This window comes from Pseudomonas putida (assembly GCF_050990305.1).
Classification (GTDB): Bacteria; Pseudomonadota; Gammaproteobacteria; order Pseudomonadales; family Pseudomonadaceae; genus Aquipseudomonas; species Aquipseudomonas putida_AH.
The window spans coordinates 5,231,838-5,244,360 of record NZ_CP158817.1 but is presented as its reverse complement, the minus strand read 5'-3'; the positions used below and the strand labels follow the sequence as shown (position 1 = coordinate 5,244,360).

General features: G+C 59.3%; 11 protein-coding genes and 1 tRNA gene. 7 read left to right on the top strand and 5 right to left on the bottom strand.

What is annotated here, in order from left to right:
* Positions 1–17 precede the first annotated feature (17 nt).
* The 7 genes from tolB (at position 18) to nadA (ending at position 5,672) form a co-directional block, all read left to right on the top strand.
* Positions 18–1,298, top strand: coding sequence for a Tol-Pal system beta propeller repeat protein TolB (tolB, locus tag ABTV22_RS23740; RefSeq protein WP_433741492.1), 1,281 nt, complete (start codon positions 18–20; stop codon positions 1,296–1,298).
* Positions 1,299–1,350: 52 nt separating this feature from the next.
* Positions 1,351–1,848: a peptidoglycan-associated lipoprotein Pal gene (gene pal / locus ABTV22_RS23735; RefSeq protein WP_003178634.1), complete on the top strand. Its 498-nt coding sequence runs from the start codon at positions 1,351–1,353 to the stop codon at positions 1,846–1,848.
* A 6-nt stretch (positions 1,849–1,854) separates the two neighbouring features.
* Positions 1,855–2,694 (top strand): tol-pal system protein YbgF, encoded by an 840-nt coding sequence (ybgF, locus tag ABTV22_RS23730; protein WP_433736857.1) that lies wholly within the window; start codon positions 1,855–1,857, stop codon positions 2,692–2,694.
* 166 nt (positions 2,695–2,860) lie between these two features.
* Entirely contained in the window at positions 2,861–3,508 is a 648-nt protein-coding gene (gene queE / locus ABTV22_RS23725; RefSeq protein ID WP_433736856.1) for a 7-carboxy-7-deazaguanine synthase QueE, read from the top strand.
* Position 3,509: 1 nt separating this feature from the next.
* Positions 3,510–4,202, top strand: coding sequence for a 7-cyano-7-deazaguanine synthase QueC (gene queC, locus ABTV22_RS23720; RefSeq protein ID WP_433736855.1), 693 nt, complete (start codon positions 3,510–3,512; stop codon positions 4,200–4,202).
* 63 nt (positions 4,203–4,265) lie between these two features.
* A tRNA-Lys gene (locus tag ABTV22_RS23715) sits at positions 4,266–4,341 on the top strand.
* Positions 4,342–4,613: 272 nt separating this feature from the next.
* Positions 4,614–5,672 (top strand): quinolinate synthase NadA, encoded by a 1,059-nt coding sequence (gene nadA, locus ABTV22_RS23710; RefSeq protein ID WP_433736854.1) that lies wholly within the window; start codon positions 4,614–4,616, stop codon positions 5,670–5,672.
* 95 nt (positions 5,673–5,767) lie between these two features.
* Here nadA and ABTV22_RS23705 read toward each other — a convergent pair whose 3' ends face one another.
* From ABTV22_RS23705 to gcvP, 5 genes are all read right to left on the bottom strand, one after another.
* Positions 5,768–6,256: an RDD family protein gene (locus tag ABTV22_RS23705; RefSeq protein ID WP_433736853.1), complete on the bottom strand. Its 489-nt coding sequence runs from the start codon at positions 6,254–6,256 to the stop codon at positions 5,768–5,770.
* A 94-nt stretch (positions 6,257–6,350) separates the two neighbouring features.
* On the bottom strand, positions 6,351–6,563 hold the full coding sequence (locus ABTV22_RS23700) for a cold-shock protein (RefSeq protein WP_007931076.1): 213 nt from the start codon (positions 6,561–6,563) through the stop codon (positions 6,351–6,353).
* A 403-nt stretch (positions 6,564–6,966) separates the two neighbouring features.
* Entirely contained in the window at positions 6,967–8,091 is a 1,125-nt protein-coding gene (gene gcvT, locus ABTV22_RS23695) for a glycine cleavage system aminomethyltransferase GcvT (RefSeq protein ID WP_433736852.1), read from the bottom strand.
* A gap of 40 nt (positions 8,092–8,131) precedes the next feature.
* The gene (locus ABTV22_RS23690) at positions 8,132–9,508 is read right to left on the bottom strand and encodes an L-serine ammonia-lyase (RefSeq protein ID WP_433736851.1); all 1,377 of its coding nucleotides are present in this window, start codon (positions 9,506–9,508) and stop codon (positions 8,132–8,134) included.
* Positions 9,509–9,655: 147 nt separating this feature from the next.
* On the bottom strand, positions 9,656–12,514 hold the full coding sequence (gene gcvP, locus ABTV22_RS23685) for an aminomethyl-transferring glycine dehydrogenase (RefSeq protein WP_433736850.1): 2,859 nt from the start codon (positions 12,512–12,514) through the stop codon (positions 9,656–9,658).
* Positions 12,515–12,523 lie beyond the last annotated feature (9 nt).

Genomic DNA, 12,523 nt, shown 5'->3' with positions numbered 1-12,523 from the left:
GAAACCTCCTTCGAGGAATGCTCGTCGTGATCTGCTGCATGGCAGGGATCGCGATGGCAGATGAGAAAAACATTCTGGTCACCAGCGGTAGTGACCGGGCCACCCCGATCGCGGTTGTACCGTTCGGCTTCCAGGGCGGTAGCGTGCTGCCGGACGACATGGCTGAAATCATCGGTAACGACCTGCGCAACTCGGGTTACTACTCGCCTATTCCCAAGCAGAACATGATCAGCCAGCCAAGCCAGGCCAGCGAAATCATTTTCCGTGACTTCAAGGCGCTGGGTGCCCAGTACGTCATGGTCGGCAGCATCGTTCCGGCGGGCGGTCGCCTGCAGGTTCAGTACGCACTGTTTAACGTTGCCACCGAGCAGCAAGTGCTGACCGGTAGCGTGTCGGGTGGTGTGGATCAACTGCGTGACATGGCGCACTACATCTCCGACCAGTCGTTTGAAAAACTCACCGGTATCAAAGGTGCGTTCTCGACTCGTCTGCTGTACGTGACTGCCGAGCGCTTCTCCGAGAAGAACACGCGTTACACCTTGCAGCGTTCGGACTACGACGGTGCCCGCGCCGTGACCCTGCTGCAATCGCGCGAGCCGATCCTGTCGCCACGCTTTGCACCGGATGGCAAGCGCATTGCCTACGTTTCGTTCGAGCAGAAGCGTCCACGGGTGTTCATGCAGAACATCGACACCGGTCGCCGTGAGCAGATCACCAACTTCGAAGGCCTGAACGGTGCGCCAGCCTGGTCACCGGATGGCAATCGCCTGGCGTTCGTGCTGTCCAAAGACGGCAACCCGGACATCTACGTGATGAACCTGGGTTCGCGTCAGATCACCCGCGTCACCAACGGTCCTGGTATCAACACCGAGCCTTTCTGGGGTAAGGATGGGTCGACCATCTACTTCACTTCCGACCGTGGCGGCAAGCCGCAGATTTATAAAACCAGCGTGGGTGGCGGCGGTGCCGAACGTGTGACTTTCGTCGGTAACTACAACGCCAACCCGAAGCTGTCGGCAGACGAAAAGACCCTGGTGATGATTCACCGCCAGGACGGTTTCACCAATTTCAAAGTGGCGGCCCAGGATTTGCAGCGAGGTAGTGTAAAAATCCTCACTGATAGCACTCTGGACGAGTCGCCCACTGTCGCGCCCAACGGCACCATGGTAATCTACGCCACCCGCCAGCAGGGCCGGGGAGTCTTGATGCTCGTGTCCATCAATGGACGCGTAAGGCTCCCGCTTCCTACCGCACAAGGCGAAGTCAGAGAACCTTCCTGGTCCCCTTACCTGAACTGACGCGGCGCTTTACGTTTTACTTAACACACTGGGGTTCATTAGGAGTTTCACGATGGAAATGCTGAAGTTTGGTAAATTTGCTGCGCTGGCTCTCGCCATGGCTGTAGCTGTAGGTTGCTCGTCCAAGGGCGGCGACAATGCCGGCGAAGGCGCGGTAGATCCAAACGCTGGTTACGGCGCAAACACTGGTGCAGTTGACGGCTCCCTGAGCGAAGAAGCTGCCCTGCGCGCTATCACCACTTTCTACTTCGAATACGACAGTTCGGACCTGAAGCCAGAAGCCATGCGCGCTCTGGACGTTCACGCCAAAGACCTGAAAGCAAACGGCGCTCGCGTTGTTCTGGAAGGCAACACCGACGAACGTGGTACTCGTGAGTACAACATGGCACTGGGCGAGCGTCGTGCGAAAGCCGTTCAGCGCTACCTGGTACTGCAAGGCGTTTCCCCAGCTCAGCTGGAGCTGGTTTCCTACGGCGAAGAGCGTCCAGTTGCTACCGGCAACGACGAGCAGTCCTGGGCTCAAAACCGTCGCGTCGAACTGCGTAAGTAATTCGATATGCGAACGTGCCGTCGTGCTGTAACTGTTCTGGCTCTCAGCCTCGCGTCGCTTTCGGCGTGGGCTGCGGTTCCTGTGGTCGATAACGACTCCGGCAATGGCGGAAGCAGCTATCCGCCTGCAGGTTACGGTACGAACGGCGCCTATGCCGGGGGAGGGGTTTCGACCCCTGTCTCGGCACAGGGCGAGCTGTTCAACCAACTGCAATCCATGCAGCAACAAATCGAGCGCCAGCAAGGTGCAATCGAAGTGCTGCAAAATGATGTAGCGCGCATGAAGCAGGAAAGCCTGGAGCGATACCAGGATCTTGATCGGCGCATTGGATCCGGCGTTGCACCAGCCGCGACTCCAGAAAATTCTTCCACCGGTGGCGATTTGAATGCTCCCGGTGCAGCAGCGGGCGCAGCCGCAGCCGCGGGGGCGGCAGCCGCACAAGCACCTGCCGCGGGCAGCGAACCTGCAGATCCGGCGAAGGAAAAGCTCTACTACGACGCTGCCTTCGACCTGATCAAAGCCAAGGATTTCGACAAGGCCAGCCAGGCTTTCGCCGCCTTCCTGCGCAAATACCCGAACAGCCAATACGCGGGCAACGCGCAGTATTGGTTGGGAGAGGTCAACTTGGCCAAAGGCGATCTGCAAGGTGCAGGTCAAGCGTTTGCCAAGGTTTCGCAGCTTTACCCAAAGCACGCCAAGGTGCCTGATTCGCTGTACAAACTCGCTGATGTAGAGCGCCGCCTCGGTCACACTGACCGAGTCAAAGGCATTCTGCAGCAGGTGATATCCCAGTATCCGGGGACTTCCGCCGCTCAGCTGGCCCAGCGCGATCTGCAGAAAATGTAAGCCTGCTTGACCCGTTTCAAAGAAACCCGCGCTTGCCGCGGGTTTTTTCGTTAGAATTCACACCCTTTTTCTGAAACACGCTTTTTGGGATCTGCGCATTGTCGGGGTTCCTTGAAGTGCCTGACGGAGGCGGACAGCCTGTTTAGCTGTTACGCCCGTGGCGACTATGCAAGACACATTGAGAATCACCGAAGTTTTCTACTCGTTGCAGGGTGAAACTCGGACTGCCGGCTTGCCCACTGTTTTTGTGCGCCTGACCGGTTGCCCGTTGCGTTGCCAATACTGCGACAGCGCCTACGCGTTCACAGGCGGGACTGTCCGCACGCTCGACGATATCCTCGAGCAAGTGGCCGGTTTTCGCCCGCGCTATGTTTGTGTCACGGGCGGCGAGCCCCTGGCGCAACCTAATGCCATTCCCTTACTCAAGCGGTTGTGTGATGCCGGTTACGAAGTGTCGCTGGAAACCAGTGGTTCCCTCGATATCTCGGCGGTAGATTCCAGGGTCAGTCGCGTCGTCGACCTGAAAACACCAGGGTCGAAAGAAGCGCATCGCAACCGTTATGAAAACATTGAGCTGCTCACGCCCAACGATCAGGTGAAATTTGTCATCTGCTCGCGTGAAGACTATGACTGGTCCGTTTCCAAGCTGATCCAGTACGGTCTGGACCAGCGAGCCGGCGAAGTCCTGTTTTCGCCAAGTCACCATGATCTGAATGCTCGTGACCTGGCTGATTGGGTGGTGGCGGACAATCTGCCAGTGCGTCTGCAATTGCAGCTGCATAAATATCTTTGGAATGACGAGCCGGGGCGCTGAAATGACGGAACAACTGAACACTGCTCAAAAACGTGCGGTCATCTTGCTCTCGGGTGGCCTGGATTCGGCAACGGTCGTGGCCATGGCACGCGCCGAAGGTTACAGCTGCTACACCATGAGTTTCGATTACGGTCAGCGCTCTCACGCCGAGCTGTATGCGGCCGAACGTGTCGCCCGTGACCTGGGTGTAGTCGAGCACAAAGTGATTGGTTTGAACCTGAACGGCATCGGCGGTTCGGCACTGACCGACAGCAGCATCGATGTGCCGGAAGTGGCGGGGGAAGGCATTCCGGTGACTTACGTACCGGCACGCAACACAGTATTTCTGTCGCTGGCGTTGGGGTGGGCTGAAGTGCTCGGTGCGCGTGACATCTTTATCGGTGTGAATGCAGTCGACTACTCGGGCTACCCGGACTGCCGCCCGGAGTTCGTCGAGGCCTTCGAGCGTATGGCCAACCTGGCGACCAAGGCCGGCGTAGAGGGCCAGGGCTTCCGTATCCAGGCGCCGCTGCAAAACCTCAGTAAGGCACAGATCGTCCAGGCAGGCGTGAAGCTCGGTGTGAACTACGGTCTTACCGTTTCGTGCTATCAGGCCGATGATCAGGGCCGTGCGTGTGGTAAGTGCGACAGCTGCCGCCTGCGTGCGGAAGGCTTTGCAGCGGCCGGAATCAGCGACCCAACACCTTATTTTTGAATTATTTTAAAATAGGTGTTGAATAGTCCTTAAAAATCAGTATTATACGCGCCACCACACAGCGGGTCGTTAGCTCAGTTGGTAGAGCAGTTGGCTTTTAACCAATTGGTCGTAGGTTCGAATCCCACACGACCCACCATTTTCAAGCTGTTTTAAAAGTCTGGAAGGCCCACGAAAGTGAGGATTTCCGGATTTTTTTTTGCCCGCGATTTAAGTCCGCCCGATTCTGGGGCAGCACTGCACGACGCAGGTCAGAATCATCTTTTGCATCCTCGGGATATTCTGTAGCCTTGCGCAGCTTCAAAGCTGTCCGTGCCTGATGAATACTCACTTTCCCGGCGGTACCCTGATGGGTCCGGAGCCGGGTGTATACTCGACTTTCGCGCGAATGCGCCTGCAGGTCTTGCGAACATGACGCAGATTTCCGAACGCCTTCTGGTTCAAGCCCACCTCGATGCCAAGCAGCCCAAGCCGCTGACCGTCGATGAGGAAGCCTATTACCGTGCCGCCATCGCCGCCGAGCTCAAGGCTCAGGACGCGGTGTTGGTGGCTCACTTCTATTGCGATCCGATCATTCAGGCCCTGGCTGAAGAAACCGGTGGCTGTGTTTCCGACTCGCTGGAAATGGCGCGCTTTGGCAATGCTCATCCGGCCAAGACCGTGGTGGTCGCCGGGGTCAAGTTCATGGGCGAAACGGCCAAGATCCTCAACCCTGAAAAACGCATCCTGATGCCGACACTGGAAGCGACGTGCTCGCTGGACCTGGGCTGCCCGGTTGACGAGTTCTCCGCGTTCTGCGACCAGCATCCCGAGCGCACGGTAGTGGTCTATGCCAACACGTCGGCGGCGGTGAAGGCGCGGGCGGACTGGGTAGTGACTTCAAGCTGTGCGCTGGAGATTGTCGAAAGCCTGATGGACAACGGCGAAACCATCATTTGGGGGCCGGACAAGCATCTGGGCACCTATATCCAGCGCCAGACCGGTGCCGACATGCTGTTGTGGGACGGCGCCTGCATCGTTCACGAAGAGTTCAAGTCCAAACAGCTCGAAGACATGAAGGCACTGTATCCTGATGCAGCGATCCTGGTGCACCCTGAGTCGCCCACATCGGTGATCGAGCTGGCAGATGCTGTCGGCTCGACCAGCCAGTTGATCGCGGCGGCACAGACGCTGCCGAATAAGACCCTGATCGTCGCCACTGATCGTGGCATCTTCTACAAGATGCAGCAGTTGTGCCCGGACAAGGTCTTCATCGAAGCGCCAACGGCCGGTAACGGCGCTGCATGCCGCAGTTGCGCGCACTGCCCGTGGATGGCGATGAATACCCTTGAGCGGACGCTGAAGAGCTTGAAGGAGGGGGCGAACGAAATCTTCGTCGATCCGGCGCTGATTCCTCAGGCCATTCGGCCGTTGAAGCGTATGCTCGACTTCACCCAGGCGGCGCGGATGAAGTTGGCAGGGAACGCATAATAGCAAAATCAAAAGATCGCAGCCTTCGGCAGCTCCTACACGGTTAAGCGTAAACCCGTTGGAGCTGCCGCAGGCTGCGATCTTTTTTGTGGGCGTTACTTTTGTTTTTTCGGTATCCGCACAAGCCGGGTGTCGGAATACATGTCGTGCCAGCTGCGTTGCTGCTTGTCGAACAGCGACCAGAAAAATCCCAGGCCAACGCACAGCCATGAGGCGATCGACACCACAAAGCGCAGCAGCGCCTGCCACAGGCTGATCGCAGAGCCATCGGCATTCTGTACGCGGATGCCCCAGACCTGCATGCCCAGGGTCTGGCCGGAGTGGGTCCAGAACTTGGCGAAGAAGCCAAACAAAACGAACAGTAGAACGGTCGAGAGCAATGGGTCGCCGTCGAGCGCCCCGGACTCTGTGAGCGCGCGCATTTTGCCTTCACCGATGATCGCCATCTGAATCATCTTGTAGGCGCCGCTGGTGACGATCAGAAGGGCGGTGCACAGCAGGAAGTCATAGAACATGGCGGCCAGGCGACGACCCAGGCCAGCGGCAGGAAATTCGCCCTGGGGGGTTAGCAAGTGTTTCGACATGGCGGCTCTCGGCGGAAAAAGAAGCCATTTTACGGAATTGCGCGCACAAAAAAGCCCCTGATGTCAGCATCAGGGGCTTTTTCGTTACAGAAGATTAGCCTTCTGCTTGTACTTCGTCAGCCTGCATGCCTTTCTGGCCTTGCACAGCGATGAAAGTCACTTTCTGGCCTTCTTTCAGGCTCTTGAAACCGTTGCCCTGAATAGCGCGGAAATGCACGAACAGATCCGGACCGCTTTCTGGAGTGATAAAACCAAAACCTTTCTCGTCGTTAAACCACTTGACGGTACCGCTCTGACGTTGGGACATTTCTTATTTCCTTTGACGCTAAAATTAATGACAGTCTCTATCTCATGAGAGAGTACTGGGGCTGGGTTGCAGGAGAGTAAGAAGACGTCGAACGGGATGTAGCTAACTTGTAGGCTACTGCCCAGGTCACGATTCCAAGCGACCCATGCAAACACAGTGAACAAACTCTACGCCAACTACGGGAGAAAAAACAAGCCCCGCGAAGGCCCCGGTTTTCCTGTGTTCGCTGGCTTAGTCGGTTCACTAGTGCGGGCTTATACGATTACCTTGTTCAATTGTTTTCGAACGTTATAAGCCAAGTTCATATTCGAATGGAATGAAAGAGTGATGCACTATTTTATGGCGATTGCGTTACACATTAGTGCAGGCATAACGCAATCGCGTTACTTATAGAAACAGTCAATCAGCCGCGATAGTAGCGTTGTGGAACAAATGGCATTTTGCTTACAAGCAAAGGAACCTTTTTCCCACGAACAATTGCCCATACCGGTGTATCGATAGCGATATAAGCGCTGTCGAGATAACCCATCGCCAAAGGTCCGCCCAGGGTAGGCCCGAAACCGCCGCTGCAGACGCTGCCGATGATCTCGCCTGCTTCGTTGACGATCTCCGCGCCTTCTCGCACCGGGGTACGTTCTTGCGGCAACAGACCGACGCGCTTGCGGCTGACACCGTCCTGTTGTTGGGCGAACACGTTTTCAGCGCCGGGGAAGCCGCCAGCACGCGCGCCATCGGCACGACGCGGCTTGGAGATGGCCCACAACAGGCTGGCCTCGATCGGGGTGGTGTCGGTGTTCATGTCATGGCCGTACAGGCACAGGCCGGCTTCCAGGCGCAGCGAATCGCGCGCGCCAAGGCCAATGGCTTCGACTTCCGTTTCAGCCAGCAGGGCGCGGGCCAGGGCTTCGGCGTTGGCCGCTGGAACAGAGATTTCGTAACCGTCTTCACCGGTGTAACCCGAGCGGCTGACGAAGCAGTCCACGCCCAGCAGCTTCACGCGGGCGAACTGCATGAAGGTCATTTTTGCCACTTCCGGTGCCAGACGCGCCAGCACAGTGACCGCCGCAGGACCTTGCAGGGCCAACAGGGCGCGCTCTTCGAACAATGGCTCGATCTTGCACTGCTCGCCGATGTGCTTTTGCAGGTGCGCCAGGTCCTGATCCTTGCAGGCCGCGTTGACCACCAGGAACAGTTCGTCGTTACCCAGGTTGGCGACCATCAGGTCGTCGAGGATGCCGCCGGTTTCGTTGGTGAACATCGCGTAGCGCTGCATGCCCACCGGCAGGTCGACGATGTCCACCGGTACCAGGGTTTCCAGGGCCTTGGCGGCATTGGCGCCGGTCAGGCGGATCTGGCCCATGTGCGAAACGTCGAACAGGCCAGCCTGATCGCGAGTGTGCTGGTGTTCCTTCATCACGCCCAGCGGGTATTGCACGGGCATGTCATAGCCGGCGAACGGCACCATGCGCGCGCCCAGTTCGATGTGCAGTGCGTGCAATGGGGTTTTCAACAGTTGTTCGGTGGACATATTCAGCTCCTGAAAAAGTGCTTATGCAGATGAGCGCACGTCAGCACTCGATAATGTTGACCGCCAAACCGCCACGGGCGGTTTCCTTGTATTTGCTTTTCATGTCGGCGCCGGTCTGGCGCATGGTGCGGATGACCTTGTCCAGGGAGACGAAATGCTGACCGTCGCCCCGCATGGCCATGCGCACTGCATTGATGGCCTTGACCGAACCCATGGCATTGCGCTCGATGCAAGGCACTTGCACCAGTCCGCCAATCGGGTCGCAGGTCAGGCCCAGGTTGTGTTCCATGCCAATTTCCGCGGCGTTTTCCACTTGTTGGACGGTGCCGCCAAGGACTTCGCACAAGGCCCCGGCCGCCATGGAGCACGCCACACCGACTTCGCCCTGACAGCCGACTTCGGCACCGGAAATCGAAGCGTTTTCCTTGTACAGAATGCCGATGGCGGCAGCGGTCAGCAGAAAGCGCACCACGCCGTCATCGTTGGCTGTAGGAATGAAGCGCATGTAGTAATGCAGCACCGCCGGAATGATCCCGGCGGCACCATTGGTGGGCGCCGTGACAACGCGTCCACCGTTGGCGTTTTCTTCGTTGACCGCCAGGGCGTACAGGTTGACCCAGTCCAGCACCGACAGCGGATCGCGCAGGGACGACTCCGGGTTCTTGCACAATTGCCGGTACAACGCGGCCGCCCGACGTTTGACCTTCAAGCCACCGGGCAGGATGCCTTCGTTGCGGCAACCGGCGGCGACGCAATCCTGCATCACCTGCCAAATCTTCAACAGACCGGCGCGGGTTTCCGCTTCGGGGCGCCAGGCGCTTTCGTTGGTCAGCATCACCTGGCTGATGGACAGGCCGTAGGTGGCGCAGTGACCGAGTAGTTCCTTGGCGTTTTTGAAGGGAAAGGTCAGGGGGGTAGCGTCTTCGACAATGCGGTCGGCGCCCGCGGCATCTTCATCGACGACAAAACCGCCGCCTACCGAGTAATACTCGCGGCTGCGAATTTGCAGGCCCGCCGCGTCGAAGGCGCGAAAAATCATGCCGTTGGGGTGATAGGCCAACGGTTTGCGAATCATCGCCAGGTGTTCTTTCTCGTTGAACGCAATGCTGTGTTCGCCGAGCAAGTTCAAGCGCCCATTGCCACGGATGCTTTGCAGGCGCGCGGCGACGGTTTCGGTGTCTACGGTGTCGGGGTGTTCGCCTTCCAGGCCGAGCAGTACCGCCTTGTCGCTGCCATGGCCTTTGCCGGTAGCGCCGAGCGAACCGTAGAGCTCAACTTTGACGCAGTCGGTGGCCGTCAGCAGCCCTTCACGGCGCAAGCCTTCGGCGAAACGCGCTGCGGCGCGCATCGGGCCGACGGTATGGGAGCTGGAGGGGCCGATGCCAATCTTGAACAGGTCGAACACGCTTAACGACATGGTTGTTCTCCGGTTTCTTGTTATGAGGAGCACACCGAACCTGTAGGAGCATGGCTTGCCAGCGATGAACGATGACGCGGTTCATCAGATAGACCGCATAACGGCCATCGCGAGCAAGCTCTGCTCCTACAGGGTTAAGCGTAGTTCTTACGCGTCTTGATAGCTTTCGATCGACGGGCAAGCGCAGACCAGGTTGCGATCGCCGAACACGTTGTCGACGCGACCGACCGGTGGCCAGTATTTGCCTTCGATCAGCGAAGCAACCGGGTACACCGCCTGTTCGCGGCTGTACGGGTGCGACCACTCGCCGACCAGCTCCGCTGCGGTGTGCGGGGCGTTCTTCAGCGGGTTGTCGTCCTTGTCCAGGGTGCCGTTTTCCACCGCGCGAATTTCTTCGCGGATGCGGATCATGGCGTCGCAGAAGCGGTCCAGTTCTTCCTTGGATTCGCTTTCGGTCGGCTCGATCATCAGCGTGCCAGCGACCGGGAACGACATGGTCGGGGCGTGGAAGCCGAAGTCGATCAGGCGCTTGGCCACGTCATCGACGCTGATGCCGCTGCTGTCTTTCAGTGGACGCAAATCGAGAATGCACTCGTGGGCCACCAGGCCGTTGCTGCCGGTGTACAGCACAGGGTAGTGCTCTTCCAGGCGACGGGAGATGTAGTTGGCGTTGAGGATTGCCAGCTGCGAAGCGCGTTTCAGGCCGGCGCCACCCATCATGCGGATGTACATCCAGGTGATCGGCAAAATGCTCGCGCTGCCGAACGGTGCTGCGCAGACCGCGCCTTGCTTGTTCTCCATGTGAGCGTGACCCGGCAAGAATGGAGTCAGGTGCGATTTCACGCCGATCGGGCCAACACCCGGGCCGCCGCCACCGTGGGGAATGCAGAAGGTCTTGTGCAGGTTCAGGTGGGACACGTCGCCGCCGAACTTGCCTGGGGCGCAGAGGCCGACCATCGCGTTCATGTTGGCGCCGTCGATGTACACCTGGCCGCCGTTGTCGTGAATGATGCCGCAGATTTCGCGGATGCCTTCTTCGAACACGCCGTGGGTCGACGGGTAGGTGATCATCAGCGCGGCGAGGTGTTCGCGGTGTTCGATGGCCTTTGCGCGCAGGTCTTCGATATCAACGTTGCCGCGGGCATCGCAAGCGGTGACGACCACGCGCATGCCGGCCATTTGTGCGGTGGCCGGGTTGGTGCCGTGGGCCGACGACGGGATCAGGCAGATGTCGCGACGGTCTTCGCCACGGCTCTGGTGGTAGGCGCGGATTGCCAGCAGGCCGGCGTATTCACCTTGGGAGCCAGCGTTAGGTTGCAGCGAGATCGAGTCATAGCCGGTAGCGGCGCAAAGCATCGCTTCCAGTTCGTCGGTCAGTTGCTGGTAGCCGGCGCTTTGCTCGGCCGGGGCAAACGGGTGCAGGGCGCCGAACTCGGCCCAGGTTACCGGGATCATTTCGCTGGCGGCGTTGAGTTTCATGGTGCACGAGCCCAGCGGGATCATGGTGCGGTCCAGGGCCAGGTCCTTGTCCGCCAGCTTGCGCAGGTAGCGCATCAGCTCGGTTTCCGAGTGATAACGGTTGAACACCGGGTGGCTGAGGATCGGCGACTGGCGCACCAGAGCAGCCGGGAGGGTGCTTTCTACCGACGCGGCGAGGGCGGCGAAGTCCGGCAGCGCTTTGCCTGCGGCCAGCAGGGCCCACAGGGTTTCGACGTCGGCCTGGGTGCTGGTTTCGTCGAGGGACAGGCCCAGACGTTCGGCATCGACCACGCGCAGGTTGATCTTCTGCGCATGAGCCTGGTCGTGCAGCTTGGCGGTGTTAGCGCCGGTATTCAGGGTCAGGGTGTCGAAGAAGTGTTGCTGTTCAACGTTCAGGCCCAAGGTACTCAGGCCCTTGGCCAGAATCGCGGTCAGGTGATGCACGCGATTGGCGATCTGCGTCAGGCCTTTCGGACCGTGGTACACGGCGTACATGCTGGCGATGTTGGCCAGCAGCACTTGCGCGGTGCAGATGTTCGAAGTGGCCTTCTCGCGGCGGATGTGCTGTTCGCGAGTCTGCATCGCCAGACGCAGGGCCGGCTTGCCGAAACGGTCTACGGACACGCCGACCAGACGGCCCGGCATGTCGCGCTTGAACGCATCCTTGGTGGAGAAGTAAGCGGCGTGCGGGCCACCGAAGCCCAGCGGCACGCCGAAACGCTGCGCGCTGCCGATAGCCACGTCGGCGCCGAACTCACCCGGAGGCGTCAGCACGGTCAGGGCCAGCAGGTCGGCGGCGACGGCAACCAGAGCGTTGGCGGCGTGGAAGCGTTCGGTCAGTTCGCGGTAGTCGAAGACATCACCGTTGCTCGCCGGGTATTGCAGCAGGGCGCCAAAGAACGCGCTGACATCGGTCAGTTCACGCTCGTCACCGACCACCACGTCGATGCCCAGTGGCTCGGCACGGGTGCGCAGTACGTCGAGTGTTTGCGGGTGGCTATGCACGGAAGCGAAGAATTGATGGCTGCCCTTGTTCTTGCTCAGGCGCTTGCAGAAGGTCATGGCTTCGGCGGCCGCGGTGGCTTCGTCGAGCAGCGAGGCGTTGGCGATCGGCAGGCCGGTGAGGTCGCTGATCAGGGTCTGGAAGTTCAGCAGCGCTTCGAGACGGCCCTGGGAAATTTCTGGTTGGTACGGGGTGTAAGCGGTGTACCAGGCCGGGTTTTCCAGGAGGTTGCGCAGGATCGGCGACGGCGTGTGGGTGCCGTAGTAGCCCTGGCCAATGTAGGTTTTGAACAGTTGGTTCTTGCCGGCGATGCCTTTGATCATCGCCAGGGCGTCGGCTTCGCTCAGGCCGTCTTCCAGGCCGAGCACGCTGGTGCCCTTGATGCTGTCGGGAATAACGCTGGCGCTCAGGGCTTCCAGGGAGTCGAAGCCGAGGGTGTTGAGCATCGCTTGCTCGTCACCGGCGCGCGGGCCGATATGACGGGCGATGAATTCGTTCGAAGTCGTCAGGTTGACTTGGGTCATGTCAGTGTT

Bases quoted from the DNA above. Each gene is read 5' to 3' on its own strand.
- tolB (WP_433741492.1), top strand. From the start codon at position 18: ATGCTCGTCGTGATCTGCTGCATGGCAGGGATCGCGATGGCAGATGAG.
- pal (WP_003178634.1), top strand. From the start codon at position 1,351: ATGGAAATGCTGAAGTTTGGTAAATTTGCTGCGCTGGCTCTCGCCATG.
- ybgF (WP_433736857.1), top strand. From the start codon at position 1,855: ATGCGAACGTGCCGTCGTGCTGTAACTGTTCTGGCTCTCAGCCTCGCG.
- queE (WP_433736856.1), top strand. From the start codon at position 2,861: ATGCAAGACACATTGAGAATCACCGAAGTTTTCTACTCGTTGCAGGGT.
- queC (WP_433736855.1), top strand. From the start codon at position 3,510: ATGACGGAACAACTGAACACTGCTCAAAAACGTGCGGTCATCTTGCTC.
- nadA (WP_433736854.1), top strand. From the start codon at position 4,614: ATGACGCAGATTTCCGAACGCCTTCTGGTTCAAGCCCACCTCGATGCC.
- ABTV22_RS23705 (WP_433736853.1), bottom strand. From the start codon at position 6,256: ATGTCGAAACACTTGCTAACCCCCCAGGGCGAATTTCCTGCCGCTGGC.
- ABTV22_RS23700 (WP_007931076.1), bottom strand. From the start codon at position 6,563: ATGTCCCAACGTCAGAGCGGTACCGTCAAGTGGTTTAACGACGAGAAA.
- gcvT (WP_433736852.1), bottom strand. From the start codon at position 8,091: ATGTCCACCGAACAACTGTTGAAAACCCCATTGCACGCACTGCACATC.
- ABTV22_RS23690 (WP_433736851.1), bottom strand. From the start codon at position 9,508: ATGTCGTTAAGCGTGTTCGACCTGTTCAAGATTGGCATCGGCCCCTCC.
- gcvP (WP_433736850.1), bottom strand. From the start codon at position 12,514: ATGACCCAAGTCAACCTGACGACTTCGAACGAATTCATCGCCCGTCAT.